This is a genomic window from Virgibacillus kekensis (genome assembly GCF_042654125.1).
In the GTDB taxonomy this organism is placed as follows: domain Bacteria; phylum Bacillota; class Bacilli; order Bacillales; family Amphibacillaceae; genus Lentibacillus; species Lentibacillus kekensis.
Window position 1 is genome coordinate 64,423 of the sequence record NZ_JBHSFU010000011.1, and the last position, 25,820, is coordinate 90,242.

General features: G+C 39.7%; 29 protein-coding genes and 3 pseudogenes. 26 read left to right on the forward strand and 6 right to left on the reverse strand.

What is annotated here, in order from left to right; genetic code table 11:
• Position 1 precedes the first annotated feature (1 nt).
• Together ACFO3D_RS16355 and ACFO3D_RS16360 are read left to right on the forward strand one after the other, a co-directional pair.
• Positions 2-232 (forward strand): hypothetical protein, encoded by a 231-nt coding sequence (locus ACFO3D_RS16355; RefSeq protein WP_390298565.1) that lies wholly within the window; start codon positions 2-4, stop codon positions 230-232.
• A 309-nt stretch (positions 233-541) separates the two neighbouring features.
• Positions 542-1,687 carry an MFS transporter gene (locus tag ACFO3D_RS16360; RefSeq protein ID WP_390298568.1) on the forward strand — a complete coding sequence of 382 codons (1,146 nt, stop codon included), beginning with the start codon at positions 542-544 and terminating at the stop codon, positions 1,685-1,687.
• 114 nt (positions 1,688-1,801) lie between these two features.
• Here ACFO3D_RS16360 and ACFO3D_RS16365 read toward each other — a convergent pair whose 3' ends face one another.
• Positions 1,802-2,245: a GNAT family N-acetyltransferase gene (locus ACFO3D_RS16365; protein WP_390298571.1), complete on the reverse strand. Its 444-nt coding sequence runs from the start codon at positions 2,243-2,245 to the stop codon at positions 1,802-1,804.
• 492 nt (positions 2,246-2,737) lie between these two features.
• Positions 2,738-3,085, reverse strand: coding sequence for a winged helix-turn-helix transcriptional regulator (locus ACFO3D_RS16370; protein WP_390298574.1), 348 nt, complete (start codon positions 3,083-3,085; stop codon positions 2,738-2,740).
• A gap of 119 nt (positions 3,086-3,204) precedes the next feature.
• Between ACFO3D_RS16370 and ACFO3D_RS16375 the strand changes: the two are divergent.
• The 11 genes and pseudogenes from ACFO3D_RS16375 to ACFO3D_RS16425 all read left to right on the forward strand — a co-directional run bounded on the left by ACFO3D_RS16375 (position 3,205) and on the right by ACFO3D_RS16425 (position 13,253).
• A pseudogene (locus ACFO3D_RS16375) lies at positions 3,205-4,266 on the forward strand (LLM class flavin-dependent oxidoreductase).
• A gap of 30 nt (positions 4,267-4,296) precedes the next feature.
• The gene (locus tag ACFO3D_RS16380; RefSeq protein ID WP_390298577.1) at positions 4,297-5,355 is read left to right on the forward strand and encodes an LLM class flavin-dependent oxidoreductase; all 1,059 of its coding nucleotides are present in this window, start codon (positions 4,297-4,299) and stop codon (positions 5,353-5,355) included.
• A gap of 11 nt (positions 5,356-5,366) precedes the next feature.
• Entirely contained in the window at positions 5,367-5,933 is a 567-nt protein-coding gene (locus ACFO3D_RS16385; RefSeq protein WP_390298580.1) for an NADPH-dependent FMN reductase, read from the forward strand.
• Positions 5,934-6,219: 286 nt separating this feature from the next.
• Positions 6,220-6,381 (forward strand): annotated as a pseudogene (locus tag ACFO3D_RS16390) (winged helix-turn-helix transcriptional regulator); the annotation flags it as partial.
• A gap of 375 nt (positions 6,382-6,756) precedes the next feature.
• Positions 6,757-7,767: an aminoglycoside phosphotransferase family protein gene (locus tag ACFO3D_RS16395; RefSeq protein WP_390298583.1), complete on the forward strand. Its 1,011-nt coding sequence runs from the start codon at positions 6,757-6,759 to the stop codon at positions 7,765-7,767.
• 133 nt (positions 7,768-7,900) lie between these two features.
• Positions 7,901-8,428 carry a hypothetical protein gene (locus ACFO3D_RS16400; RefSeq protein WP_390298586.1) on the forward strand — a complete coding sequence of 176 codons (528 nt, stop codon included), beginning with the start codon at positions 7,901-7,903 and terminating at the stop codon, positions 8,426-8,428.
• A gap of 136 nt (positions 8,429-8,564) precedes the next feature.
• Positions 8,565-9,410 (forward strand): alpha/beta fold hydrolase, encoded by an 846-nt coding sequence (locus ACFO3D_RS16405; RefSeq protein WP_390298589.1) that lies wholly within the window; start codon positions 8,565-8,567, stop codon positions 9,408-9,410.
• A gap of 235 nt (positions 9,411-9,645) precedes the next feature.
• A pseudogene (locus ACFO3D_RS16410) lies at positions 9,646-10,630 on the forward strand (beta-ketoacyl-ACP synthase 3).
• Positions 10,631-11,181: 551 nt separating this feature from the next.
• The gene (locus tag ACFO3D_RS16415) at positions 11,182-11,568 is read left to right on the forward strand and encodes a VOC family protein (RefSeq protein WP_390298592.1); all 387 of its coding nucleotides are present in this window, start codon (positions 11,182-11,184) and stop codon (positions 11,566-11,568) included.
• A gap of 15 nt (positions 11,569-11,583) precedes the next feature.
• Positions 11,584-12,387 (forward strand): class I SAM-dependent methyltransferase, encoded by an 804-nt coding sequence (locus ACFO3D_RS16420; RefSeq protein ID WP_390298596.1) that lies wholly within the window; start codon positions 11,584-11,586, stop codon positions 12,385-12,387.
• A gap of 113 nt (positions 12,388-12,500) precedes the next feature.
• A complete protein-coding gene (locus tag ACFO3D_RS16425) occupies positions 12,501-13,253 on the forward strand; it encodes a phosphotransferase family protein (RefSeq protein ID WP_390298599.1) in 753 nt (250 codons plus the stop codon).
• A gap of 106 nt (positions 13,254-13,359) precedes the next feature.
• On the opposite strand, the gene ACFO3D_RS16430 is transcribed toward ACFO3D_RS16425, so the two are convergent.
• Together ACFO3D_RS16430 and ACFO3D_RS16435 are read right to left on the reverse strand one after the other, a co-directional pair.
• Entirely contained in the window at positions 13,360-14,286 is a 927-nt protein-coding gene (locus tag ACFO3D_RS16430) for a prenyltransferase (protein ID WP_390298602.1), read from the reverse strand.
• 74 nt (positions 14,287-14,360) lie between these two features.
• Positions 14,361-14,732, reverse strand: coding sequence for a DUF1360 domain-containing protein (locus ACFO3D_RS16435; RefSeq protein ID WP_390298605.1), 372 nt, complete (start codon positions 14,730-14,732; stop codon positions 14,361-14,363).
• Between the two features lie 146 nt (positions 14,733-14,878).
• On the opposite strand from ACFO3D_RS16435, the gene ACFO3D_RS16440 reads away from it, so the two are divergent.
• The 3 genes from ACFO3D_RS16440 to ACFO3D_RS16450 all read left to right on the forward strand — a co-directional run bounded on the left by ACFO3D_RS16440 (position 14,879) and on the right by ACFO3D_RS16450 (position 18,678).
• Positions 14,879-15,298, forward strand: a complete 420-nt coding sequence (locus ACFO3D_RS16440) for a pyridoxamine 5'-phosphate oxidase family protein (protein ID WP_390298608.1) — start codon at positions 14,879-14,881, stop codon at positions 15,296-15,298.
• Between the two features lie 121 nt (positions 15,299-15,419).
• Positions 15,420-17,093, forward strand: coding sequence for an ABC1 kinase family protein (locus tag ACFO3D_RS16445; protein WP_390298611.1), 1,674 nt, complete (start codon positions 15,420-15,422; stop codon positions 17,091-17,093).
• Positions 17,094-17,208: 115 nt separating this feature from the next.
• On the forward strand, positions 17,209-18,678 hold the full coding sequence (locus tag ACFO3D_RS16450) for a potassium/proton antiporter (RefSeq protein ID WP_390298614.1): 1,470 nt from the start codon (positions 17,209-17,211) through the stop codon (positions 18,676-18,678).
• Positions 18,679-18,741: 63 nt separating this feature from the next.
• Here ACFO3D_RS16450 and ACFO3D_RS16455 read toward each other — a convergent pair whose 3' ends face one another.
• Both ACFO3D_RS16455 and ACFO3D_RS16460 read right to left on the reverse strand, forming a co-directional pair.
• Positions 18,742-20,661, reverse strand: a complete 1,920-nt coding sequence (locus ACFO3D_RS16455; RefSeq protein WP_390298617.1) for a vWA domain-containing protein — start codon at positions 20,659-20,661, stop codon at positions 18,742-18,744.
• Between the two features lie 14 nt (positions 20,662-20,675).
• Positions 20,676-21,551, reverse strand: coding sequence for an ATP-binding protein (locus ACFO3D_RS16460; protein WP_390298620.1), 876 nt, complete (start codon positions 21,549-21,551; stop codon positions 20,676-20,678).
• A 122-nt stretch (positions 21,552-21,673) separates the two neighbouring features.
• On the opposite strand from ACFO3D_RS16460, the gene ACFO3D_RS16465 reads away from it, so the two are divergent.
• From ACFO3D_RS16465 to ACFO3D_RS16510, 10 genes are all read left to right on the forward strand, one after another.
• Positions 21,674-22,075, forward strand: a complete 402-nt coding sequence (locus ACFO3D_RS16465) for a hypothetical protein (protein WP_390298623.1) — start codon at positions 21,674-21,676, stop codon at positions 22,073-22,075.
• 183 nt (positions 22,076-22,258) lie between these two features.
• Positions 22,259-22,501, forward strand: coding sequence for a hypothetical protein (locus ACFO3D_RS16470; protein WP_390298626.1), 243 nt, complete (start codon positions 22,259-22,261; stop codon positions 22,499-22,501).
• Positions 22,498-22,644, forward strand: a complete 147-nt coding sequence (locus ACFO3D_RS16475) for an aspartate/glutamate racemase family protein (RefSeq protein WP_390298629.1) — start codon at positions 22,498-22,500, stop codon at positions 22,642-22,644. The genes ACFO3D_RS16470 and ACFO3D_RS16475 overlap by 4 nt, the downstream gene beginning before the upstream one ends.
• A complete protein-coding gene (locus ACFO3D_RS16480) occupies positions 22,589-22,942 on the forward strand; it encodes an aspartate/glutamate racemase family protein (RefSeq protein ID WP_390298632.1) in 354 nt (117 codons plus the stop codon). Before ACFO3D_RS16475 ends, ACFO3D_RS16480 begins: the two co-directional genes overlap by 56 nt.
• Positions 22,943-23,144: 202 nt before the next feature.
• Positions 23,145-23,303 carry a hypothetical protein gene (locus tag ACFO3D_RS16485; protein ID WP_390298635.1) on the forward strand — a complete coding sequence of 53 codons (159 nt, stop codon included), beginning with the start codon at positions 23,145-23,147 and terminating at the stop codon, positions 23,301-23,303.
• A gap of 105 nt (positions 23,304-23,408) precedes the next feature.
• On the forward strand, positions 23,409-23,951 hold the full coding sequence (locus ACFO3D_RS16490) for a TetR/AcrR family transcriptional regulator (RefSeq protein ID WP_390298638.1): 543 nt from the start codon (positions 23,409-23,411) through the stop codon (positions 23,949-23,951).
• Positions 23,952-23,985: 34 nt separating this feature from the next.
• The gene (locus tag ACFO3D_RS16495; RefSeq protein ID WP_390298641.1) at positions 23,986-24,315 is read left to right on the forward strand and encodes a DMT family transporter; all 330 of its coding nucleotides are present in this window, start codon (positions 23,986-23,988) and stop codon (positions 24,313-24,315) included.
• Positions 24,308-24,670, forward strand: coding sequence for a DMT family transporter (locus ACFO3D_RS16500; protein ID WP_390298643.1), 363 nt, complete (start codon positions 24,308-24,310; stop codon positions 24,668-24,670). The genes ACFO3D_RS16495 and ACFO3D_RS16500 overlap by 8 nt, the downstream gene beginning before the upstream one ends.
• Positions 24,671-24,849: 179 nt before the next feature.
• Complete coding sequence (locus ACFO3D_RS16505; protein WP_390298645.1) at positions 24,850-25,077, forward strand: hypothetical protein; 228 nt, start codon at positions 24,850-24,852, stop codon at positions 25,075-25,077.
• Positions 25,078-25,081: 4 nt separating this feature from the next.
• A complete protein-coding gene (locus ACFO3D_RS16510; RefSeq protein ID WP_390298647.1) occupies positions 25,082-25,522 on the forward strand; it encodes a YkgJ family cysteine cluster protein in 441 nt (146 codons plus the stop codon).
• Positions 25,523-25,820 lie beyond the last annotated feature (298 nt).

The following is a 25,820-nucleotide window of genomic DNA, read 5'->3' on the forward strand; positions in this document are numbered from 1 at the left end:
TTTGTATAAACGAGCAGTCCAGTGGGGGGATATTGTGAGGAAATTAGTTTACAGAGTATCAGGGATTTTAATAGTTTGTATGTCTTTACTTATAGGTGCTGTGATTATACAGATAGCAAATGGAAACAACTCCAGTTTATCTAGAATTGCCGTAAGCATTGATATGTTGGTTTGTGTATTAGGTATTTTATTATTAGTTGCCAGCAGTATAAATGAACCGGATGATAATTAGAAGATCAGCAACCCCTACAATTCACTTAACTGGGCTCCTTAGTAGTACAAGACCTTAAATTAATAACAAGATCTATTGCTTTACAGTACAACGACACTAATTACGGAGGTGATTCCGTTTATTAAGTAATCGTTTCTTCGTGTTTGACTCATACTGTGCAACAAATGTCTTGATTTCAGGCGACTTTGAGAAAGAATTTTAATAGAGCTAACGAAGCAGTATAAAGAAACAATATAAGATCTTCCACTGTACATTTCTTTTTATGTCCCTTTGAAAATATACATATATATAACAAATGGGAGGGATTTAATGGAGTTACAAGGGAAGATAAGGTTAAGTGTCGGTTGGATAACCTTGTTTCTGATGGGTACTGACTTATTTGTGGTGTCACCATTGTTACCGTTCATTTCAGAAGAATATAAAGTTAGTTCAGCGACCACTGGATGGATGGTAACTGTTTTTGCGGTTACATATGCTTTTTCGGCTCCTTTACTTGGGTGGATTTCCGATAGAAAAGGACGGAGAAGGTTTATTATATTCGGCTTAATTCTATTCGCTATTTCAAATGCACTTACCGCATTTGCTCCATCATTTTTATGGCTAATTGTTAGCCGTATTTTAGCAGGTTTGTCCGTTGCTTCCATAACTCCTTTAATATACGCAATCATTGGTGATATTGCACCATCAAACCGAAGAGGAACATGGCTTTCGATTGTTGTTTCAGGACATTTAACTGCTCTTTGGGCTGGTGCACCAGTCGGAACGGTATTAGAGCACTTTCTTGGATGGCGTTCAGTATTTGTTGTAATGGCAATTGTAGGAGCTATACTGGCGGTAGTAAATTTCAAAATATGGAAAAAAGTTTCTGATAGCTATTTAACCAGAAATCTACTAGGAGTAGATTTGTTAAGAACACTTGGCTCTGTCAGTGTTACCACCATTTGGGCGATTTCGATGTATGCCCTTTATGTTTATTTGGGAGCTGCTCTTCACTCAGAAAATGGTTTTTCCTCTTCAGAAATCGCTCTAGCTGTTACTTTTTATGGTGTCGGAGCTGTAATAGGAAGTTTAACAAGCGGTCAATTAACTGATAAATTTGGAGAAAGGAAAATTTCGAAGGCTACGCTAATTTTCTTGTCAGTAACCCTGATTGGTTTAGGAATATTTTTCACATCAGGCGATTGGATTTATTTCTTGCTGTTTATATGGGCTTTGGTGGGGTATGCAGGGTTTACATCATACCAAGCAAGATTAGCATTGGAGTATCCAAATGAACGAGGAACTGTTATGGCATGGAATAATACGGCTTTATATATGGGTATTACGATTGGGTCATTAATTGGAAGTTATGTCATATCTAATTGGGGGTATTCACTACTCCCTTATGTTTGTAGCGTCGCAGCAATTATTAGTTTTGTACTGAGTACCCAAAAGGTACAAGAAACTAAAAGTTAATTCCTTTTTTCCTAACGGGGAGAATACTCGACAATGGTATTCGCCTTTATTCACTGAAGTAACGAGGGATGTTAGTAATAAATGACTTCCTAATTAAAGAAGGTCATTTATTTATTATATTGAATAATTCAACCAGTTTCCAATGGAACCACCCATTTTTTCATAAAATTGTTGGGCACGTTTATTATCACTTGCCGTTATCCAAGACATATGTGCATATCCATTTTCTTTTGTAAATTTCTCACAGGATTTAAATAGTTCTTGGGCAACACCTGTGCCTCTTGCGTTTTCAACAACAAATAAGTCGTTCATTACTGTAATTTTATCTGCCTTGGTTGTGCTAAAAGTAAAATACAATGTTGCAAATCCTAGAAGTGTACCTTTTTGTTCAGCGACGTATTGAATACCTTTGTTTTTTTCTAATAGCATTTCAATTAAATTATGTACCTTTTCAATTGATGGTTTTGGTCTTTTGTAAAAATCTACGATGTATTGATACATTAATTCAGTCAATTGGTTTTTATCTTTGGATTCAACTGTACGAACTATTAGCGACATTTTCCTCTCCCCTTTTTCATTAAATACCTTTATATATGTATAAGTTTACAATAAAATGAAAATTTTACAATACAACATTGTGTTCTCTTATTCAGCTAAAGGATAGCTATTGTAAAACAAGAGATTATCATTGGGGAGGTATTATGAGCATAGGCAAGTAACTACTCTGATTAGTATCAATAATAACAGTATCTTTTATTTTAATTAGGGTAAAAAACCGTTTGTAAGAGTCAAGTAAAAATGAACACTTTTTACTATTTAGCGGTTAAGTGGTTCGTTGATTATTGATGAACTACTCTTTGAAGGTAAATGGTAAAATGATAATATAAGATTATGAATAATATTTTCTTGGACGGGGCGGGTTAGCGGAAGAAAGGTCTTCAAAATCTCACTTAACTATAAAAGAATACCCTGAGATAAAATTTTATAACTCTTAATAAAAAAAGGTATGGTTTTTACAATCTCTGTAAAAATCATACCTTTTAATTCTATTTAAAGGCTCTTTTGCTTTAGTTTACGGTTTTTATGCAGTGTATGGTTTGTTCCCCACTCATGCATTGCTTCTAAAATTGGTTCTAAACTTTTTCCATATTCTGTAATGGAATACTCCACTTTTGGAGGTACTTGCGGATATACAACGCGCTGAATGATATCCTCGTCTTCCAATTCTCGCAACTGCTTCGTTAACATCTTTTGTGTAATGCCGGGCATGCTTCGTTTCAATTCACTAAAGCGTTTTGTACCTTCCTGCAGTAAATGTAATAAAATAATCGGTTTCCACTTACCAACTAAAATGCCTAAAGCATCTTCAACACGACAATATTCTGGTACCTTTTCCATTATATCTCCTCCATAGTATCTTTTTGTATACTATACCACTTTAAAGTGCGTACTTATCAATTTGTTTTATATATTCTAGAATAACATTATAAAGAGATTGATGAAAGGAGTAAAAAAATATGGAAGAATTTCGGATAAACAAAACTAATGGTATGGAAATTGGATTATATACGTTAGGAGATCATGTGTCAGATCCCAGAACTGGAGAAATAATGAGTGAACATAGTCGTATGTAAGAGATGGTTGCCATGGCAAAGCTTACAGAAGATGCAGGGCTTGATGTATATGGTGTTGGAGAAAGTCATCAAAAACATTTTATCGCCTCATCAACTCCTACCATTCTTGCGGCAATAGCTTCTGCAACAGAAAAGATAAAACTGATTAGTTCCTCGACCGTTTTAAGTGCAGATGATCCAGTTCGTGTATATGAGCAATTTTCAACCTTGGATTTACTCTCCGACGGTCGTGCCGAAATCGTTACGGGACGTGGATCCAGATATGGAGTTTATGAATTATTTGGTTATGATATGAAAGACTTTGAGGAACTGTTCGAAGAGAAAATCGATCTTCTATTGAAATTAAATAGCGAGCAGCAAGTCACGTGGAGTGGGAAATTTCGTCCAGCCTTAAACGAAGCAGAGATCTTCCCGAAACCACTTTCCGGGCAACTGCCAATTTGGAGAGCTGTAGGAGGAAAACCGGCCAGCGCAATCAAAGCAGGTAAAATAGGTATGCCGATGCACTTAGCTGCTCTTTATGGAGCTTCCAGTGTGTTTAAACATACCGTAGATGCCTATCGCCAAAATGCAACTGAAGCAGGTTTTGATTCTACCAAGCTCCCAGTGGCGATGGCAACCATGATGTATTTGGATAAAGACTCTCAAACCGCGCTTAAAGAATACTATCCGTACCTTAATAATACGTTTACACAATTGCGTGGAACTCCTTTTCCTAAAGATAGATATGCGGAAGCAACAAGTGTGAGAAACGCCATCATGGTGGGAAGCCCTCAACAAATTATTGAAAAAATACTATATCAATATGAGTTGTATGGACATCAACGGTTTATTGTACAAATAGACCATGGAAAGATGCCCTTTAAAAAGATACAGGAAATGATTGAGATATTTGCAACAGAAGTCGTTCCTGCTATACGTAAAGCGACAAAAGGAAGTTATTAAAATATTTACAAAAGAAAGGTTGAGAAATAAATGGAAAAATATCGTATCGATTCGAGCAAAGGGTTGGAATTTGGAATATATACATTGGGGGATCATATTCCAGACCCGAATACAGGAGAGCGAATCTCTGCTGAACAGCGGATTCATGAAATAATAGAACTAGCCAAGTTAGCCGAGCAGGCAGGCATCGATTTCTTTAGTGTAGGGGAAAGTCACCAAGAATACTTTGCAACACAGGCACACTCTGTTGTTTTGTCAGCAATTGCACAAGCAACGGAAAAAATTAAAATAGCGAGCTCTTCTACCATTATCAGTACATCAGATCCGGTTCGGGTATATGAAGACTTCGCGACTATTGATCTGATTTCAAAAGGCCGTACGGAGATAATTGCCGGCCGGGCATCAAGAGTGGGTCTCTTTGACTTACTAGGCTACAATCTTCGCGACTATGAAGAGTTGTTTGAAGAAAAGTTTGAGCTACTATTAAAGATTAATGAAGAGAAAGTTGTCAATTGGAATGGACAATTCCGAGCTCCATTAAAAAATGCTGAGGTTATTCCGCGTCCGCAAAACGGTTCATTGCCGATTTGGCGTGCAGTTGGTGGGCCACCTGCAAGTGCTATTAAAGCTGGTTATGCCGGTGTACCCATGTTCCTTGCTAATCTAGGTGGACCGGCATCTAGCTTTAAATACTCCGTTGATGCATACCGTGAGGCTGCAACACAAAATGGTTTTGACCCTTCTGAGCTGCCGATTTCGACTGCCGGATTCTTCTATGCGGCTGAAACGACACAGCAGGCACAAAAAGAGGTATATCCTCACGTTAACCAAGGGTTGAAACTAATTAACGGACAAGAGTATCCTAAGCGGCAATTTGCGCAGAGTGCCGATACTAGAGATGTCATGAATGTCGGTAGTCCACAGCAAATCATTGAAAAAATTCTTTACCAGCATGAACTATTTGGACATCAGCGTTATATTGGTCAAATGGATTTCGGTGGTGTTCCATTTGATAAATTAATGAAAAATATTGAGTTGATCGGTAATGAAATTTTACCTGCAATCAAAAAATATACAGCAAAGAAATAGGAGTTGAGAATATGAAAGTTGTACTATTATCAGGTTCGAAAGTCGGCTCAAAGACGAGAACAGCAATGGATTATACGAAGAAAGCCATTACTGAAAAATATCCGGACGCACAAACGACATTGATTGATCTAGCAGAATATGATGTGGAGTTTAGTGATGGACGGAATTATTTAGAATATGAGAGCGACACAGGGTATGTAACAAAAACAATCATGGAAGCTGATGCCATTATTATTGGAACGCCTATCTTTCAAGCTTCTATACCAGCTACGTTGAAGAATATATTTGATTTACTACCTGTTAATGCATTTCAGGACAAAGTAGTCAGTATGATCGTTACTGCTGGTTCTTCGAAGCATTATTTAATTGCCGAAAACCAATTAAAACCTATTTTGGGCTATATGAAGGCACAAATTGTTCAGACGTATGTTTTTGTTGAAGAACAAGATTTCCATAGAATGGAAATTACAAATGATGATGTGCTATTCCGAATTGACCGGTTGGTTGAAGACACTGTTGTGCTAACTGAAACCTATACAAAGATTCGTGAAGAAAAAGAGGCATCATATGGTTTTTAACGAGTAATCATTGCGATAAATCAGGAAACAGCATGGAAGGAAAAGTAGACGTATAACATGCAAAATAAGCTGCCAATCCATTTTAATACGTAAGGCAGGGCACTTATCAATCTGGTAGGGGTCCTGCCTTTTTTAATCTCCACAACTTCCAATGATTTTAATTTTTATTCGAAAAGCAGTGAAGAGAAGAGGTGATTGTAAACATGTACGACATACACCTTAACTAAGAATCATAGGAGTGGTTAAAAAATGACAGATTTAAGATAGGCCATAGTCACGATGGAATGGATTGATTATTTGTCTTTTGCTTAATGGAAAACAACGGTTCCACACTATTCAATCTTCCTTAGGTATAAGCGGAAGAATGTTATCCGTAAGAATAAAGGAATTGGAGAGACAGGGAATTATTAATCGAGAAATAATCCCAATGAATCCTGTTCGAATATAAGGGGATACCCTATTTAAGACCAGAAACACAACTTCTATATAAGGCTGGAAGTTCTAAAATTAGAGAAAAGGATTTTAAAGATTTTCAAACAGTACTTCCATCACTATTACCTGAAGAAAAGGTCTAGTTAAAAGATTCTCTAAATAAGCAATTTCCATACGGACATAAGTGGATTCAGTATCTTTAACTTTTTCTTTTTCAATTTTAGGGTTCAAGAGTTAAAAAGACGATCATTAAACTGATTGTCTTTTTTTTGTAAAAACTCAATAGTATTTTTGGAATATTATGTTAGTATTTAAGAATGGAGATATTGGACTGAAATCGCAGTTTAATAGAATAAGAAGGTCAAACAAAGCTTGTTTAGGAGGTGTTTCAATGACGACCGAAATTTTCTTTGCATCAAACAAGATTGAGGTTAATGATAAGCAAATTCAGTTGATGCTGAATCGGTTTAGTCTTGGAAAATTGCTTTCTCTTGAGGGGCCCACAAGAGGTGTTATGGGGCAGACTATATTCGTTTCAACAACAAATGGCGACTTTGTTCTTAAGGGAAATCCAATATATGATGGACAATTCCTGGAAGAAAAATTTTTTGTTGAGAATATAAATAAGAGAACAAACATACCCGTCCCTTTACCTTATAGAGTCGATATGTCTGAAGATATTTTCGGGTGGAGTTATTCAGTAATGCCTCGTTTTACTGGTGTGCATATTAATAATCCTTATATACAAGTTAACCTTACTCAAAAAGAAAAGATAGATATCGCAAAACTACTCGGCAAGACGATGGCGAAATTACACAGTTGGAGAACTCTCCATTATGGTGAATATGAACCAATTAATCAAACTGTTCGGAGCTTTGAAGGATCTTATCAAAAATGGCTATATAAACGGATTCGATATTGGCTTGAAGATGCGAAAAAGTATTCTTTAATAAATTTTGAAGATGTTAAGTGGGTTGAATGGATACTGGATAGTTCACAAAAAGCTTTTGCTAGAAAATCTTTAGCAAGTTTTGTAATGGGTGATTTTAAACCCGATAACTTTCTGCTTGAAAAAGGTGTCAAGGGTTGGAGTTTTAAAGCATTATTCGATTTTACGACTGCATATTTTGGTGACCCGATTGCAGACTTACCTAGAATGGTCTTATGGTATTTGTCACTGGAAGAAAAATTACTTGCGAAGAATTTTATATTTAGTTATTTGGAATGTTCCAATGACCAAGAATCATTTACTGAACGATTAAAAGTGCATCTGTTACAGCAACTTGTATTGGACTGGGGGTGTGCTTGGGCAACTGATAACGTGACTTGGAACAAGAAACTTTCATTTTCGAATTGGGCGAAGGGATATACTGATTACATAGAAAACCTGAAAGTTAATTAAAGAGATACTGGATTATTGAAATATATATTTTTTCAAAAAACGGGTGCGATTTTTTAATAAGAAATTGGCTTATTGCACTAACGAAACAGGTTTCTTAATTATTTTTATTTCTACTAAATTAAAGGAGAATAGGATGAACAAAGTTATTATTGGTATTATAACCGTACTTATTTTGACAATAGGTGTTTTTGTTTTTTTAGATTTCAACAAAAAGTATAATTCATACGTCACACCAGAAGAGGCTATTTATAATTTAGAAGAACCAAAGTTTGAGGTTTTGAAGGTTATTGATACGAAAATCTTTGAAGACGAAAATGTATCATATGTCTTTTTTTATTCTAAAGTGGATAAACCTAAGAACTACTTAGCGGTAGCAATATTAAATGAAAATAAATATGGTTGGAAATATACTGAAATGGTTGGCGTTGGGGATATTGCTGAAGGAAATAGTGGAAGTTCAATAGGGCGTAACGGCTATCGGATTGGATTTGCACCGTCCGAGGTTGCTAAGGTACAACTGGGTGCACATGTTGCTAATATAATCCGCTTAGAAAAAAAAGAAATAAAAGCATGGTTGTTTCATGGATTAGGTTCGGAGGAATTTGAAAAGAATGAGTTAAAATTTCTTAATGAAGAAGGAAAAGTATTGGAAAGTTATTAAACTGAAGAGTTCAATTCTTTAATAAGCGTTCTTTGTTATGCTAAAATTTTGTTCTACTATAAAGACAGTTTACTTTAATAAGAAAAGAACAACATTTACATAAAAGATAACCTATTAAAAAGGGAAAGGAGTAATTATGGAACAAGAAATAAAATTGAATAAATTAAAAAGCGAAAGCGGACTCCACGTACACATAATTAGTGATGGAGAAGCCATTGTCTTCCTACACGGAGGTCCTGGAAGCGAGCATCGTTTTTTTCTTCCTCATGTTTTACCGTTATCCCAGAAGTTCAAGTTAATTTTTTATGACCAAAGAGGATGTGGGGAATCTTATCCAACCGAAAATAATCAATACACTATGGAGGGTGAAGTAGATACGCTGGAATACCTTCGCAAAAATTTAGGAATAAAAAAAGTAAATTTGTTTGGTGAATCCTGGGGTTCGATACTTGCTTTACTTTATGCGACTTCCTATCCAGAACGAGTAAATAAGATAATGTTAACTGCTGCAATAGGGATCACCGGAGAAGGGTTTACTATCTTTGCCGAAGAATTAGAAAAAAGATTAGCTGACGAAGACAAAATCAAGTTACTTAACTTGGAGGAAAAATATATAAATGGTAGTTCAACCATAGAAGAAAAAATTTTTGAAGTTTTAGATAAATATTACGTTTATTCTGAAAAAGCATTAGAGAGAAAACAGAAAACAACGATGAATACAATTGTAAATGAAGCAATTGGAAAAGACATTATTAAGAATTATGACTTAACAAATAAGGTGGATAAGATTAAAAATATTCCCATCCTCATTGCCCAAGGCAGTCATGATATTTTAACACCAGACTTAATAAAAAGCCTGTTATTAGAACATATTCCCCACGCTAAATTGACTGAGGTTAAAGAGTGTGGTCACTGGACATTAGTGGAAAAGCCCAGCGAAATAATAGAGATTGCAAGAAATTTTTTTGAACCTCCTTGTTGAGCTAAATGGTGCTTTAATACAACAGGATTTCAGCATCTTTGTTCTACTATAAAGGTAGAATTGTTTAGCAAGAAATACGCTATGTGTAATTAAAGACTATCTTAAGATAAGAACATACTTTACAAACAACACCTAATTATGTAGAAAAAGATTTTTTTGCTTAAAATTAGTACCAAGTCTTAATAGTAAGTGTTAAAATGAAAAATAATAATTTAATTAATATGAGGTGACTGTAATGTCTAAATCAAAAGCCCGAATTACGGCAATAGGCTCTTATGTTCCTGAAAGAAGATTAACAAATTTAGAGTTGGAAAAAATAGTTAAAACGAGTGACGAATGGATTGTTCAAAGAACTGGTATTTAAGAAAGAAGGATAGCAAATGATGATGAGTTTACAAGCGATATCAGTTATATGGCTGTAAAAAGTTTAATGGAACGCTTTGAGAAAACTGTGGAAGATGTTGATATGATTATTGTTTGTACATTGACTCCTGATTTTAAAACTCCAAGTGTAGCTTCTATTGTTCAAGCAAAGTTAGGCATAAGGAATTCTGGCGCAATCGATTTAAATGCGGCTTGTGCAGGTTTCACTTACGGCTTGCATATTGCCAATGGATTGATAACTTCTGGTTTAAATAAAAAAATTCTTGTTATTGGAGCAGAAACACTATCTAAAATTACGGATTATGAGGATAGAACGACTTGTATTTTGTTCGGTGATGGAGGAGGGGCTGTTCTTGTAGAATTTGATGATGAAAACCCAAGCTTTTTATCTTCTTATATAGGTTCAGACGGAGAAAAAGGGAAAAATTTATATTGTTCAAATCTTTCACATCATATGTTTGAAGAGAAGTTAGTCGATAGTGAAAAGATTGTACAAAATGGGCGTGAGGTTTATAAATGGGCTGTTTCTACCGTTCCAACAGGAATGAAAAGTGTAATGGCAAATGCTTCTCTTTCATTAAATGATGTTGATTGGTTTGCCCCACATAGTGCCAATTTGAGGATGATTGAATCTATATGTGAAAAAAGTGATTATCCTATTGATAAAACACTATATAGCCTTGTGGATTATGGAAATACCTCGTCTGCGACAATACCATTGTCATTAGATAAAGGCCTTTCCGAAAAAAAAACTCCAAAATGGGGAAAAAGTTTTATTATATGGATTTGGTGGTGGCTTAGCCCACGCAGGGTTACTTATTAAATGGACACTTTAGAGGGTTATGTTATTAAACTAAGAGGTGCAACGGTGGAACGCAAGGGGGTATAAATATGGCAATTCCTTTTACTATTTAAGGTTTACAAATTAAAAATGATTTTCATTTATGGCTAGAAGTAAAGGAACAATCCTCAACTTTGAAGGACCCTTCAAAACACCCACACTATTTATAGTATTTCTTCAGATATGACTGGGTAAGTTAATTGATTTTATTAAGAATGAAATATGAAAATTCTATATTTATAGATCAATATAAATTCTTCACTAACGTGGTAGTTTTAGTTTAATAAGTGATAATAAATAAATACTAGAAATAGCTCAATAATACGGAGGTATTTTTTATATGTAAAAAGAGGCTGGGACAAAACCTCATAATGAATAAATTGGAAATCTTGATTTCATGCGGTTTTATTTTCAAGATTTGTACAACAATCATGATTTGTACCGGAACTCGTCATGGCTAATTGACTTACTTTTTTAATGCGCCGGGAGGTATTCTAGCTATTAATATAGAACTATATTAATAGAAGATTCGTAGGAGGGGTTACGTTGATTTTTGAAATGACTAACCAAGTTCGAGTTCGGGATATAAAAGAAGGACAAAACTGGTATCAGACATTATTTAATAGGAAGCCAGATTTCATACCCCATGATGGGTTTGCGGAATGGGAAATTATCACTGGCTGCTGGCTGCAGGTAGCAGAAGGCGACCCATCGCAAGCAAGTGGTCCAATGCGTTTTGGTGTATCTGATATAGAGGGCGAAAGGGAGAGGCTTGTCCGGGAGTTGAACATCGATATGTTTGAAATATACTCGCGCGACGAAGTTCCTGTAAAATGGGGAACCTTTGCTGATCCATGGGGGAATCGAATAGGATTCTTTGAATATTTGGATAAGGTGGCAGAGAAAGAACGTATTAGTACCATAATGAAATAACTATCGGGGGCTTTTATGAATAAAGTTATCAGCTATTACAATCAGTTTGATGAATGGGGAAGACTGGATAGGGAGCCTGTTGAATTTCAGGTCAACTGGCACTACATAAAGAATTTTTTGCCTGCTAAAGGCCACATTTCAGATATTGGAGCAGGACCAGGAAAATACTCAATGGAATTAGCAAAACATGGTTACAATGTCACCTTGGCTGATTTATCCCCAAGGTTAGTGGACCTGGCAAAAGAAAAAGCGATTGAACAGGATCTAAGTTACAAGTTCAACAATTTTATGGTAGCAGATGCAAGAGAACTTAGGATGTTGGATAGTGATCAATTTGATGCTTCTTTAATGCTTGGCCCTATGTATCATATACAAGACGAGAGTGACCGCATCAAGGCAATCAACGAATTGAATAGAATTACGAAAAGGGGAGGGCTGGTTTTTGTAGCGTTTATGTCGAGAATAAGACATATATTTACATCCCTTTTATACCCTAAACATTGGAAACCTAATGATAATATGGAGACTATCAATCATTTCTCCCAAAAAGGATGTTTTGATCATTCGGATGAAGGGCGCTTTACAGGGGCTTACTATTTCAATATTGAAAAAATAAGACCGTTCATGGAGTCACAAGGTTTTGAAAGCTTGGAATTACTAGGTTCTAATGTTGGGGCGATCTTAACTGAAGAGAGTTGGAGTTATTGGGAGGAAAAAGGCGAAGAGAAAGAAGTTATTAAATTCCTTATTGATAAAGCAGCTGATCCTTATTTACTCGGTATCTCTACTCATCTGTTATATATAGGGCGGAAAAAATAATACCGATTTCCAGTTAGGTGTAACAAAATTAAACTTTTAGGGAATCGAAATCTATCTGTTCAGTAGCTGAAGAAAAACATAGTAATTAAATCTATGAACTGGAGAGAAGTCCAATGAATTTAGGTGCCCCGATAGCAAAAGGGAATACTGCGAAAATCTACCTTTATGACGGTAAAATTATTAAGATTTTTAATGACAATTTACCTGATACAGAATCCGCATACGAAGCCAATAAGCAAAAATATGCTTATTCATGCGGGCTTTCTGTACCTAAAGTATTGGATGTCACCACGATAGACGGAAATCAGGCTATTATAATGGAACATGTGAAGGGAAAGACTTTAGGCGATCTGCTTTCTGAAGAGAGTAGGAAAGCCAAATACTACATGAGTATTTCAGTCGATATTCAACTAAAAATCCATAAGGTTATACCCGATTCCAATCTTGAACCAATGTCTGAAAAACTACATCGGCAAATTGATTCATGCCATATTTTAGACGAGAAGCTGAAGGATTTTTTACTACGAAGATTGGATTCGATGAAATTTGAAAATAGACTCTGTCATGGTGATTTCCATTTGTTTAATTTGATTATGACGGATTATACTGTATCAATAATTGATTGGGTTGATTCGAGTGCAGGAGATATACGTGCCGATGTATATAGAACATACCTATTGTACTCATACTACTCAGTGGACTTAGCTGATATGTATATGGAACTTTACTGCAAAAAAAGTGGGCTGTCTAAGTCTGACATTTTTCGATGGGCGCCTATTATCGCTGGGGCAAGGTTGTCTGAAAATGTATTAACAGAAGATTCTGAAGGTCTTATGGAAATTATAAATCACGCCTATAAAGAATAAACACCCTACATGTGCGGGCACGGATTGGGGGAGTATCATTTCAATCCCTGTTATGGATACCTGTTATGAAAAGGTGAAAAAACGCTCATTTGCTCTGAGCGTTATTCTAAATAAAGAGTCCAATCCAGAGTCCGTTTATCATAGCTAGCATCAGAATTATCTTTTCATAAGCAGAAACCTGCTCATCGTCATCAACCTGCATTTTTAAGACTAGAAAGATAGCCGTTCCTGTTAACGCCAGCATTCCTACTGCCCCCCAGATGCGTTCTGTTCCAAGCCACACTGCACATAAGGCGGTCAGCGAGAAATACAACAGGGCTGGGAGACGGCTGAATGCTTGACCAAATTTTTCACTCGCCCAGACTACGCTTGTTTCTTTCCTGGGGGTGGCCCCCGCATCAGCGTGACGATCTGGGACATGATGGACCATTACCCAGGCAATGCAAAATAGTGCGTTAATGACAGCGTTTTGCCAGGCCCAAACTGGGATTGTACTGAACATCAGCCACGCTCCGCCAAGTCCGAGTGCAAGAACAGACGGGAACGTGGATAGCCACTCTCCGATAAACGGGCGGTAGCTGAACCGAAATGGGGGGAGCGAGTAAGTTACTGCTGACCACAAACCAACTGCCAGCAGAATTGCGATTTCCCAATAGTCAAAAAGAAAAAGTGCTAGTATGAGTGTTCCAATTATACACATTAGCCATTTGCCAATAACCCATAGTGTGGAGGCAGACAGTATTCCGTTCTGGATGACACGGCTGCCACCGGACAAAATGGCAGGACTGTTCTCGTCCGTGCCTGATTTATGGTCCGTATAGTCGTTCAATATATGGGTGAGCACACCATGAATCAAAAAAGCTCCAAATAGTAGGACAAGGAATATGGTCAACAATTTTTCTTCTGAAAATGTGTAATACAGGTAGATGGGAAGCATGGTGGATACGATGGTGGTTATACTTGAGGAAACTACTGCTATCAGTCGCAGCAGAATCCAGCCATCCTTAATCGTTGATAGGATTGATTGGGACATCGGATTTAACTCCTTTGTTATGTATTGCTTGTGGACCGATACCCTGTTTTGATGAACAGTAAGCGTTTTTATTCTTATTTCAATTCTTTCGTTTCCTCCGCGTACAAAGCAGTTCGCTTTATATTTACCCCAACAAATGACTCAAGAATTGCTTGTCCGCCGGCAATCGCTAATATGAAAATCAGGTACTGTGCAAGGTTCGGAATCCAAAGATAAATAGTACCGAGAAAAATAGCACTCCAGACACCTGCACACCAATAGCAGGTCAGCAGATAACCAATTTTTGATTTGGGTACTTTTTTGGTTTCAGTAGCCGATATTTTTTTGGTGATCAGGAATGGTTCGCGGATAAATTCAGTTATTTTATCAAAGACAATCAAATGTGTCAGCCGGTAGCTGGCTAGTATCAGCATAATAAATGCCATCCAGGATATATCCAGTTCCATAAAACAGACCCTTCCCGTTTTTATATTAGTCTGACCCGAAACAACGGATTTAAACGGGACGAGGGGTCAGGCACTTTGTCCCAGCGGAGTGTTTATCTTTTTTAACCTTAGGAATACTAAGCTGTGTACTAAAAGGAGTGGATAAAATGAGTGATAATGTCAAAGCGAAAATCGAGAAAATACTGAATGAGCATAATGTGGGACCGATGGCGACTGTTCAGCAGAATAAGCCGCATTCCAGGTATATGACCTTCTTTGCAGAGGAGCTTAAGCTTTACACGGCAACGAGCAAAGAAACCCATAAAACAGAAGAGCTGGATGCAAATCCGTATACCCACATTCTGCTGGGTTATGAAGGCCAAGGGATTGGTGATGAGTATGTAGAGTACGAGGGTAAAGTCGCAATCAGCAGTTCAGATGAGATTAAGAAAAAGCTGTGGAATGACCATATGAAACCATGGTTCGAGGGCCCTGAGGATCCAAGCTATATTGTGTTGGAAATCCAGCCGATTCAGATCAGACTGATGAATAAAAAAGGACAGCCACCAAAAGTGCTGGAATTGTAGGGACGAGGGGTCAGACCCCTCGTCCCATTTCATGGCGGTGTTTGCTCTGTGTTTAACAGTTTAGTAAAAAGGAAATAGGTAACCATCTGAAACCAGGGCAACGAATTAGGAGCTGATGAACATGCTCGGAAAAAAAATCAGACACACAAAACGGTACCAGGAAATTGTAAATGTGTTTATGAAGAATGGCTTCAGTCATTTTCTTTTTCGAATCGGCGTAGCGGACCGAGGACTGGCACAAGGGATGGAGACTACAGAATTAAATACAAATCTGAAAAGTATTGGAAAGCGACTTCGCCAAGCTTTGCAGGATCTCGGCCCCACATTCATCAAACTTGGCCAGATTGCAAGCACACGTCATGATGCACTCCCACCGGAAATTACGACAGAGCTGGAAAAGCTGCAGGATGACGCACCGATTATTCCATTTGAGCACGTTAAACAAATCATTGAGACTGAGCTGGAAGGTGAGCTCGAGAGTTTATTTGAATTCATTGATCCGGAACCGCTGGCAACAGCGTCAATCGGTCAGGTACATACCGCTAAACTATTTACCGGGGACGAAGTTGTGGTGAAAGTTCAGCGTCCGGGTCTCAGGCCCAAAATGGAAACGGACCTGGAAATCCTTCACGGAATCGGTCGGATTCTCGAGGAAAGGACAGCTTGGGCAAAGCGCTACCGGGTTCGGGGTATAATCAATGAATTTTCCAGCTCACTGCGGAATGAGCTGGATTATTTAATGGAAGGACGGAGCGGAGAGCGGATTTCGGATGAGTTTGAACATCAGGTCCACATTCAGGTTCCGGAGATTTACTGGGAATTTACCACCAAAAAGGTCATCACGATGGAAAAGATAAATGGGATTAAGATATCGGAAGCAGAGCGGCTGGAAGCACTGGGTTATAATAGAAAAGTCATTGCCAAACGACTGGCAGATGCAATGCTTAAGCAGATCATGGAACATGGCTTTTTCCACGCGGATCCGCATTCCGGTAATATATTTATTTTGCCGAAGAACACGATTGCATTTCTGGATTTTGGTGAAGTGGGTCAAATCAGTGAAAAACTAAAGAGGAATTTTGCATCCCTTATCGTTAATTTGCATAAGGGCGATACGCAGGCGATGGTGAAAACCTTCTCCAAGATGGACCTGATCCCCGAAGAAACTGACGTAGAGGCGCTCAAGCGTGATCTTGAACAGCTGCATGGAAGTTATGAAAATGTCATGCTGAAGGATCTCAGCCTTGGCCGGATTATTATAGAAGTTTTCAATGTGGCGTATTATCACCATATTGAAATTCCTTCCGACATGGCGATTCTCAGCAAGGTGATATTAACGCTTGAAGGTGTGCTCGGGAGGCTGGATCCGGAATTCAGTATTATGCGTGCAACTGAACCTTTTGCACGGAAATTACTGCGGCAGAAATACCACCCTAAGACAATGCTCAAAAGTGCTCTGAATGAGCTGGTGGAAGATGTTGATATCATTACCGATTTGCCAAAAGATGTGAAAGATGTTATGTCTGTTATCAAGAAAGGTAAAATAGGACTTGATATCAACATCCGGCAAAGTGACCGGATAATGCACCGGCTCGACAGAATCAGTAACCGTATTTCATTCAGCATTTTGATGCTTGCATTCAGTATCCTGATGGCTGGTCTTATAGTAGGATTTGCGATACTCGGACAGAATACCATGATTTGGGAGCTACCAATCATCGAAATAGGCGCTATTGTGGCCGGCTTGATGTTTGTACTGATGGTTATTACCATTATTCGATCAGGCCGGATGTAGGAGAGGGGGACAAGGGGTCAGGCACCACGTCCCTACGGGGACACGGTGCCTGACCCCTTGTCCCCCTTATGCTATAATTGAAATAGATAGAAATTTCATTTGAAGGGTTGTTGACATGGGATTAATTGGTGCTTTATTGCTTTTGCTTTCCATTATGCTGATTGTTGGTGTGTTGGCTACGAAGTTTTCTTCACGTCTTGGACTGCCTTCCCTGATTCTTTTCCTTCTGGGTGGTATGTTCCTTAACAATTTCATCTACTTTGAAAATGTTCCACTTACTCAATTCATTGGTACGCTTGCTTTAATTATTATTCTCTTTGACGGTGGTACCCAGACAAAATGGACCAGAATACGACCAATTGTCGGTCCTGCTATTTCACTGGCCACTTTAGGTGTTTTGATTACTGCTTTCATAACCGGTATTATCTCTATGTATGTTCTTGACTTTTCTCTGCTTGAGGGGCTTCTCCTCGGTGCGATTGTAGGTTCGACAGACGCAGCAGCGGTGTTCTCCGTACTGGGAAACAAAAACTTTAATAAACGTTTGACAGCAACGCTGGAAGCGGAATCCGGTTCCAATGATCCGATGGCGGTATTTCTTACTGTAATGCTGATTGAAATGATTCTCGTGCCTGATATGTCAGCATGGTCTGCAGTTTGGGGATTTGTCCTCCAAATGGGGCTGGGATTAATCTTGGGGTTGATTCTGGGTAAAATAACGGTCATGATTATCAATAACATCAAGCTGGATATTTCAGGCTTGTATCCTGTACTTGCAATGGGAGCAGCAGTCTTCACGTATGCTGTGACAGATTTTCTGGGCGGGAGCGGGTTACTGTCTGTTTATGTGATGGCTGTTCTTGTCGGAAACAGTGATTTAACATACCGATTCTCCATCTTGCGGTTCAATGAAGGTTTCGCGTGGATGATGCAGATTCTGATGTTTACCTTACTGGGTCTGCTTGTTTTCCCCGAACAGCTTACAGAAGTTATCTGGGAAGGTATCCTGATTGCGGTTGTTCTCATGTTTGTTGCCCGGCCGATTGCCGTGTTCATCAGCATGCTGTTTATGAAGTATAATGTCCGGCAAAAGTTATTTATTTCGTGGGCGGGTTTAAAAGGTGCGGTTCCTATTGTACTTGCCACCTATCCTGTTGCTGCCGGACTTGACACAAGTAATCTGATATTTAATACCGTATTTTTCGTTGTTTTAATATCTGCGCTGATTCAGGGCAGTACCATCTCCTGGATTGCTGAGAAGCTGAATCTGACGGTTGAAGAAGATGAAGGAAACCCAAGTGTTGAACTAATAAACCTTGGAACAACCGACTCAGAAATTCTCAAAGTAACGATGCCGCGGGGCTCTCATGCGGTAGGTCTGCCGCTGACCGATATTGAACTGCCGGACGATACGTTGATTATCGGCATTACACGCAACAAGAAGCTATTAACGCCAACCGGGTCCACGGTTATCGAAAAAGGGGATACCCTGTATGTACTGTCCGACAAGGAGAAGCGGCAAAAAGCAAAAGCGATGCTGCTTGGACATCGTGATAAAAGAGGAAAAGCACTAAAAATAGATTAAAAATCCTGTCACACTTTATTCGTGTGACAGGATTTTTTGGGACAGGCACTCTGTCCCGCTTCCTCAAACAGATTTTAGCAGTAATCGTTTCAATAATGGAGCAAAGTGTTCAGGCAGTTCGGCGACACTTGGGACCATGAGGCGTTCTTTTCCGTATATATTTCGCATTGTTGCATCCTCACGTTCATCGATTTCACCATCCGATAAAAACATGCCAATCACGTCGATGCCCTGCTTACGGGCTTCTGATACAGCGAGGTTGGTATCGATAATTCCGTTTTGGTCATAATTGGCAGCCGCCGGTTCACCGTCCGAGAACACGAGCAGGAATTTATTCTTTTCACGTCGTGCAGCCAGCTCTTCTGTAACAACGCGGATACTGAAGCCATCCCGGTTGTCTTCCTGTGGCTCGAGCTGCATAATTTTTGGCCCGGTATTCTGGTACACTGAATCGGAATACGATTGAATTCGGTGAAAATAATTAGGCTGATAGTTTTCCTTCACGTCGTTGGCATCCTCCCAGAACCCGACAATCGAGTGGGGGATGCGGAGCTGATTCAGCACTTCATGAAAAAGAACGATGCCGCGCTTGGTTTCATCCATTTTATTGTGCATCGAAGCAGAACAGTCAACGAGCAAGGTGAAGGAAGCGTCAATGTCCTTGGATTCCAGGTCTTTTTTATAAAATATGCGCGGATTCTCCTCCGTTATGATAGGAAGAAGGTTTTTAGACAGTCGTCCGAATGCCAAATCTTTTCGGGGGGCGTTCTTTTTATGTTCGAGCACCTTTTCAATGGTTGTGGACAGCCGTCGTTTATGCGCTTCAATCGTTGTTACTGCCTCCCTATATGCCAGTTCATCGTCGGTGGATGGAAGTTCTGCCGGCTTATCAATGGCAACCGCGTTTCTGTTTTCCTCACCATACGGGGTTTCGGCTGATTGCCCGGTCTGCTTTTCAGCCTGCTTCTCAAGCGACTCGACGTCCGAGTAGTCGTTCTTTTTGCTTTGACCCGACGCACCTTGAATGGTTCCCATCGCCTGATCGGCATCCTCGGTCTCACGGGTGCCGCCACCCATAATATTCGTCTTTGTACCGACTTCCAGCTCAAACTGCAGAAAGGTCTGCTTACGGTCACTGTTCTGATTTTCACGATGCCAGGTAGAGAATTTCTCATCGATATACTCGCTGTCATCCTGGTCGACCTCTTCCTGATCCTCGTTTTCGAGTTCATCCGTCCTGGTAAGCTCATCAAACAATGTGTTCATCTCAAATTTTTCCACGCTGGATATCGGAAAAGCGAAGTACGTATTGATCATGTCGGTATACTGCTCGTCAAGTGTGCGTACAATTTGTTCAGCGACCTTGGTGATATCACGTGTACTTTTCGCCTCGAAGACCTGGTAGAGGAGAGGTTTCAATGCTTCAAGCTGTTCAACCTGGTGCTGATTTGCCCGCGGGAAATTCGGATCGGGTTTATCGGCTTGCAGCAGCAGATAGAACAGGCAGAACAGTTCATCGAGCGAATAGCCCCGGGTTACATTTGTTTCAAGTTGGGTGGAAAAATAATGCCGAAGATAATTGCGCCGAATTGAAAAGTTCCTTTTGGTTCCTGGTCGGGCCTTAATGATATATTCCTCTAGTCGTAAATCCTCCAGTAAGGTGACGAGCTGGATAGCGAATTTCTCTATGCGCGATTCAGTGGTTATTTTCAAAAAATGTTTTAGGGACGGAATGTGCGAGTCACGTAACGTCCCGAGCGCCCGGAGGAACACATCGGTCTTATAGCCGGATTCTTTTACAACCGGGTCTGCCACATCCCAGAGATGGCTGCCTGACATTTTATCGTTGATGATATCGATAAATGAACCATGCCGGTATTCATATTTGAGTTCGGGCTTGCTGGACAGAATAGTGGCAAGGTCCTGCAGCTGCAGAAATAAATCCGTATCGATTTTAGAATCATCCCAACGGTTAAACTTCATGGTGTACCTCCTATCTAAAACAACGTGTCGGCCAGATTCCGGACAAATTCACGTTCGCGTTCTTCTTCCAGTTTGTCGGCAATGGCCCGGATAATCGCTCGTTTCGGCGGAATCACAACACTAAGGTCGCATGCATCAAGCAAGGCCCGGATGGATGCGGCATCTTCAGATAGTTTTCCCTGGTAAACAGCCTGAATCAGGTCATTGGAAAAGGTGGCGAACAAATCAATAGCCCGGCTGTCATGAAGACGGGTGTTAGTGCGAATCAGATCCTTCAGCTGCTCACCTTCCAGGTATGGCACATCGATTACGATAAAGCGATTTTTCAGTGCTTCGTTCAACGGTACAGTGCCCACATAGCCCTCGTTAATCGCCGCGATAACATTAAAGCCTTCATTTGCCGTAATAATTTCATTTGTAAATGGATTCGTTATGGTACGCCGGTAGTCAAGAACACCATTAATTAATGGCAAGGTTTCCGGTTTAGCCATGTTAATCTCATCGATATATAGAAATGTGCCGCCGTTCATGGCACTGGTCACGGGGCCCGGTACAAATTCAATCACCTGTTTTCCGTCCTCGTATGCAAGTGTCTTAAAGCCCATCAGGCTCTCGGCGTCAAGGTCAACGGAACAGTTGACACTGAACATCGGCTGGGAAAATAAATTCGATAACGTCTCGGCGAATTTTGTTTTTCCGGCACCCGTTGGTCCTTTAAGAAGAATATTCTTCCCCATACTGAGCGCGGTGATTGCGTCAGTCAGCAGGTCGGTGTTCGGTGGAACATAGCCGCCTTCCCGGATCAGTTCCTGAAACATCTGGTCATCAGGTCGTTTCGCCGTATTTAAAAGTTCGTTTATTTTGTCAGGTAAATTATAGTTGTTTTGCATGAGTATGCTCCTTTCAGGGATATTCTAAAGGTTATTGCTAAGGATGACAAAGATTGTGTATGTCGGATGCATGGTTGGTGAGGCTCTTTCACATCCTAAGATATAGGAAAGGGGAGCGGCATATGTTTTCTTATCGTGGGGATGCCCATCGAATATATCTAACACTTCGGCGCCAACGGGATATTCGATCGAACAAGGAATTAAAGGAAGCGGCGGAGATTAAATCTTTTTACGAAAAGATTGACCAAGAAACGCTAAAGCTGATTCTATACCGTATGATCAAGGAGAAAAACGGCACCGGAATAATCCCTATCTTTGTCACGTCAATCCCGTGGCTTTTATTTTTGTTCTCGGATAAAATCCAGGATGTATTATTTAATAATGGAACAATCATTTGGGCGGTGTTTGTTTCTATTTATTTAGTTCTGCTAACGGTAAGCACAATCTTTCATTTTAAGGAAAAAGCGTGGGCTGCACTACATATTGAAATAATCAAGGATGTACTGAAAAAGAAAGAGCATTAGTCACATTGCGCTGACACAATGCATGAATAGTGGTGTTTCGCTCATCGGTGGAACTGACGCCCTGATGCCGATTAATCAGCCTGTTGTGTGACAGGAAGATTGATTTTTCCGAAGTCTTGGCCATGCAAGTTGATTTATTTATGATAAACTTGATGTAAATACTCGGAAAAAGGAAGGGATACGATGAAGCGAGCAGGAATAGTCGGTGGACTTGGACCTGAATCGACAGTGGAGTATTATCAGTCCTTTATTCATAAATACCAGGACCGGGTTAATAGTAAGAAGAAATTGCCTGAACTTTTTATTAACAGTATCAATATGTACAATATTTTCAAGTTTATCAGCGAGGACAGAATTGACGATTTGATTGACTATGTCGGAGAAGCAGCACAGAAACACTCGAGAATATTGGAGCAGACTTTGTGATTATATCGGCGAACACTCCGCATATCGTGTTTGACGAAGTACAGAAGAAAGTAAATGTGCCGATGTACAGTATTGTGGAAGCGACATATGAAAAGGCTGATAAACAAGGGCTTAAGAATCACAAAGTTTACGATGGAGCATGATTTTTTCAAAAAACCATTTCTGGAAAGTGATAAAAAAATTGTGGTGCCGAGCGAGGATGAACAGCAGTTTATCCATCAGCGGATCGTCGATGAACTCGAGAATGGTATCGTGAAGCAGGACACAAAAGAAGCCTTCCTGAAAATTATAAATAAGATGGTCAAGGAGGAAGGGTTAGACAGCCTGATTCTCGGATGTACAGAGCTGCCAATGATCCTGAACGATGATGATGTTGATGTGACACTCTTAAATACAACCGAAATCCATGTGGATAAGATGGTTGAAGAAACATTTAAATAGTACACGAAACGCGGGATCAGGGCATTGACTCTGGTCTTTATTTCTGCCGAATTTTTTTACAGTGCTAGCAAAAACTATTTGGTGAAGGAGGGATACGCATGAGCAAAGGTAAAAAGAAAAAGAACAAGAGCAAAGAGGAACTGAACGATATGAAAACACCCCATAAGATTCCACAGAACCGACCAAAATAGGAGGGATTCTTTTGTCAGAGCAAAATAAGAACCGCAACCGTGATACAGGAAAACAGCGTAATGTCATCAAGTATGATACAACACCGAAGCGGGAACGGAACGACGCTGAATTTGCCGAAGAGAGCGAGTTTCTGAATATAAACGGGAAAAAGAATAAGCGGAAACGCTAGTGATCATGGGCATGTCTGCAAATGCGGGCATGCCTGTTTCAGATTGACAAAAAACCGTCCAGACGGTATAGTTAAAATAGAAAGAATGCATTGGAGTGAAGCGAAATGGGAAATAAGAACTCTAGGCGGCAAGAACTATTAACAGCCGCATCAGATATTGTACAAATAGAAGGCGTAGAGCGTTTAACGCTCGAACGCGTTGCGGATAAAGCGGGTGTGAGTAAAGGTGGTCTGCTTTATCATTTTCCAACCAAGGAAGCCCTAATCAAGGGGATGGTTGAAGAACTGACAAACCGTTATATGGATGAACTGCAGGACCTGGTCGATGCGGATGAGGATTCGCATGGAAGATGGAGCAGAGCTTATGTTAAGGCCACCACAAAGGAACTTAACGATGGGCTGCAAATGAGTGAGGGTCTGCTGGCTGCCATGTTCACCAATCCAGAACTGCTTAAGAACTGGAGAAAGCATTATAACCAGTGGCAGGAGAATATTGAGAACGATAACGATGACCCTGTTTATCCTACTATTGCACGGCTGGCAATGGATGGTTTGTGGTTCGCCGAACTCTTCGGACTTGCACCGCTTAAAAAAGAACTAAAGGAGAAAGTGCTGGCAGAAGTACTTTCATGGACAAAAGAGACTTAAAAAATTTTATTGAATGGCAGGGAGAGTGGTCCTAATGATGTATTTGTTGCTGCTAATGGCTATTGTGGTTGGTTGCCTCGGCGATATTACACTAAAAAAATCACATGGCTTTCGGAGAAAAGGATTGGGCTTTCTCGCTGTGATTATTTATTTATTTGCATTTTATTTAATGTCAGTAATCGTTAAGGTACTTCCGGTTAGTGTCGTATATGCGACATGGAGCGGAATTGGGGTAGTTTTGGCCGCACTTATTGGTGTGTTTCTTTTTAAAGAGAAAACAAATTGGAAGGCAGTTGCCTCGATGGGAGTTATTGTTCTCGGAGTCGTCCTATTAAATACCGGAGGGGGGCTGCCACATGGTTAAAAACAGTGGTGCATTGTATCTTTTGCTCGCGATTCTCTTTGAAGTGTCTGCGACGACTAGCATCAAATTATCCGACGGTTTTACGAATATGGCGTTTAATATTGCGGTAGCTATTGGTGTGGCTGGTTCGATTTACTTTCTCGGGCGGTCACTTGACCAGCTGCCGCTTTCAATTGCTTATGCTGTTTGGGTAGGTCTCGGAACCGCTCTTATAACGTTAATTGATCTAGTCATCTTTCATGCAGAATTTAATATTTACCGGACACTGGGGCTTATGCTTGTAGTGGGCGGGGTGGCTGCACTGAATCATTTCAGCGGTGATTCTGATGTTACAGAAGAGAGGGAAAATCCATAATGCATTTTTTATACTCCGGCTTAAAAAGGATAACCCAGTGATTAAATTTGAGAGAGAAACGTGATAAGGTTGAATTTCTTGATTGAGATCCTGCTGGCGAATGTTGGACTGCCTCCGATTTACTTTTTCCGTAAAATAGTTAACAATAGATAAAGTGATTTTGGAATGGGAGTAGGACGATGGAAAAATACCTGACCGTCGAAGAGATTCAGGCCAAATGTGACCGATTGACGAATGAATATGAAATCGATGGAGAAAAGTTACTCGCAAGTTTTACGGAGCTGCTTGAAACAGTAAGCGGTGAAATTACCGGTATGGAAAACACATTCGGACTTGAGGCGACCTGCCGGATGGGGTGCGCGTTCTGTTGTTATTTTCCCATTATCATTAATGGTATGGAAAGCTAAGCTGATGAAGCAGGCAATCGTGAATTTCCTGGAAGAGCGAAGAATTGCTATTAAGAAGCATCTGTCTTCGTATTATGAAAACTATGGGGAGCGTCTTGTTGAGATAACCTCACTCGATTTTGAGTCGGATGAGGACTTTAAGCTGACGTACCGGAAAAGTCTTGTCCCATGCCCGATGCTTGATACAAAAACAAATACATGCATGGCGTATGAGGTCCGTCCGATTCCTTGCAGAACGTATATGAACTATACCGATCCAAAAGTATGCGAAGAGAATCCAATGCCAAAAGAAACAATTAGCTTCGAATTCCTATATAACGAATATATGGGTGCGCTGAATGAATTTCTTCAGTTTCTATATGAAGAAGAGAATACAGCTTTTATTGAGTATCCGAATGATGTGTATGCACATGATTATTTGGCAAACTGGTTTCAGCCGAAATGATTATTTTTACGGTTGTTTTATAAAAAACATCGCTCCGGAAATACATTACGCTTTCACCACTCCGGGTGCAAGATCAACATCTGTTCAAGCTATAGCTTGAACAGTGTTTCCTTTGCCGCCGGGCGGCTGGTGAGCCTCCTCGTGCTACGCCCTCCGGGGTCTCACCGATGTCTTTCCTCCCGCAGGAGTCTCCATGTATTTTCTCCGCTGGATCGGTATCTATAGCGAAGTATATTCCGTAGCTGAGATACATTGTTTCTCCATTTATCAAATGTATTATAAGCATAAAAAAGGTGCC

What these genes read in the sequence shown, in the direction of transcription:
- ACFO3D_RS16405 (WP_390298589.1), top strand. Translation starts at nt 8,565, where the DNA reads ATGGAACAAGAAATAAAATTGAATAAATTAAAAAGCGAAAGCGGACTC.
- ACFO3D_RS16400 (WP_390298586.1), top strand. Translation starts at nt 7,901, where the DNA reads ATGAACAAAGTTATTATTGGTATTATAACCGTACTTATTTTGACAATA.
- ACFO3D_RS16480 (WP_390298632.1), top strand. Translation starts at nt 22,589, where the DNA reads ATGAAAAGGCTGATAAACAAGGGCTTAAGAATCACAAAGTTTACGATG.
- ACFO3D_RS16420 (WP_390298596.1), top strand. Translation starts at nt 11,584, where the DNA reads ATGAATAAAGTTATCAGCTATTACAATCAGTTTGATGAATGGGGAAGA.
- ACFO3D_RS16510 (WP_390298647.1), top strand. Translation starts at nt 25,082, where the DNA reads ATGAAGCAGGCAATCGTGAATTTCCTGGAAGAGCGAAGAATTGCTATT.
- ACFO3D_RS16460 (WP_390298620.1), bottom strand. Translation starts at nt 21,551, where the DNA reads ATGCAAAACAACTATAATTTACCTGACAAAATAAACGAACTTTTAAAT.
- ACFO3D_RS16465 (WP_390298623.1), top strand. Translation starts at nt 21,674, where the DNA reads ATGTTTTCTTATCGTGGGGATGCCCATCGAATATATCTAACACTTCGG.
- ACFO3D_RS16490 (WP_390298638.1), top strand. Translation starts at nt 23,409, where the DNA reads ATGGGAAATAAGAACTCTAGGCGGCAAGAACTATTAACAGCCGCATCA.
- ACFO3D_RS16435 (WP_390298605.1), bottom strand. Translation starts at nt 14,732, where the DNA reads ATGGAACTGGATATATCCTGGATGGCATTTATTATGCTGATACTAGCC.
- ACFO3D_RS16385 (WP_390298580.1), top strand. Translation starts at nt 5,367, where the DNA reads ATGAAAGTTGTACTATTATCAGGTTCGAAAGTCGGCTCAAAGACGAGA.
- ACFO3D_RS16395 (WP_390298583.1), top strand. Translation starts at nt 6,757, where the DNA reads ATGACGACCGAAATTTTCTTTGCATCAAACAAGATTGAGGTTAATGAT.
- ACFO3D_RS16425 (WP_390298599.1), top strand. Translation starts at nt 12,501, where the DNA reads ATGAATTTAGGTGCCCCGATAGCAAAAGGGAATACTGCGAAAATCTAC.
- ACFO3D_RS16470 (WP_390298626.1), top strand. Translation starts at nt 22,259, where the DNA reads ATGAAGCGAGCAGGAATAGTCGGTGGACTTGGACCTGAATCGACAGTG.
- ACFO3D_RS16505 (WP_390298645.1), top strand. Translation starts at nt 24,850, where the DNA reads ATGGAAAAATACCTGACCGTCGAAGAGATTCAGGCCAAATGTGACCGA.
- ACFO3D_RS16455 (WP_390298617.1), bottom strand. Translation starts at nt 20,661, where the DNA reads ATGAAGTTTAACCGTTGGGATGATTCTAAAATCGATACGGATTTATTT.
- ACFO3D_RS16445 (WP_390298611.1), top strand. Translation starts at nt 15,420, where the DNA reads ATGCTCGGAAAAAAAATCAGACACACAAAACGGTACCAGGAAATTGTA.
- ACFO3D_RS16370 (WP_390298574.1), bottom strand. Translation starts at nt 3,085, where the DNA reads ATGGAAAAGGTACCAGAATATTGTCGTGTTGAAGATGCTTTAGGCATT.
- ACFO3D_RS16365 (WP_390298571.1), bottom strand. Translation starts at nt 2,245, where the DNA reads ATGTCGCTAATAGTTCGTACAGTTGAATCCAAAGATAAAAACCAATTG.
- ACFO3D_RS16500 (WP_390298643.1), top strand. Translation starts at nt 24,308, where the DNA reads ATGGTTAAAAACAGTGGTGCATTGTATCTTTTGCTCGCGATTCTCTTT.
- ACFO3D_RS16360 (WP_390298568.1), top strand. Translation starts at nt 542, where the DNA reads ATGGAGTTACAAGGGAAGATAAGGTTAAGTGTCGGTTGGATAACCTTG.
- ACFO3D_RS16450 (WP_390298614.1), top strand. Translation starts at nt 17,209, where the DNA reads ATGGGATTAATTGGTGCTTTATTGCTTTTGCTTTCCATTATGCTGATT.
- ACFO3D_RS16430 (WP_390298602.1), bottom strand. Translation starts at nt 14,286, where the DNA reads ATGTCCCAATCAATCCTATCAACGATTAAGGATGGCTGGATTCTGCTG.
- ACFO3D_RS16440 (WP_390298608.1), top strand. Translation starts at nt 14,879, where the DNA reads ATGAGTGATAATGTCAAAGCGAAAATCGAGAAAATACTGAATGAGCAT.
- ACFO3D_RS16380 (WP_390298577.1), top strand. Translation starts at nt 4,297, where the DNA reads ATGGAAAAATATCGTATCGATTCGAGCAAAGGGTTGGAATTTGGAATA.
- ACFO3D_RS16495 (WP_390298641.1), top strand. Translation starts at nt 23,986, where the DNA reads ATGATGTATTTGTTGCTGCTAATGGCTATTGTGGTTGGTTGCCTCGGC.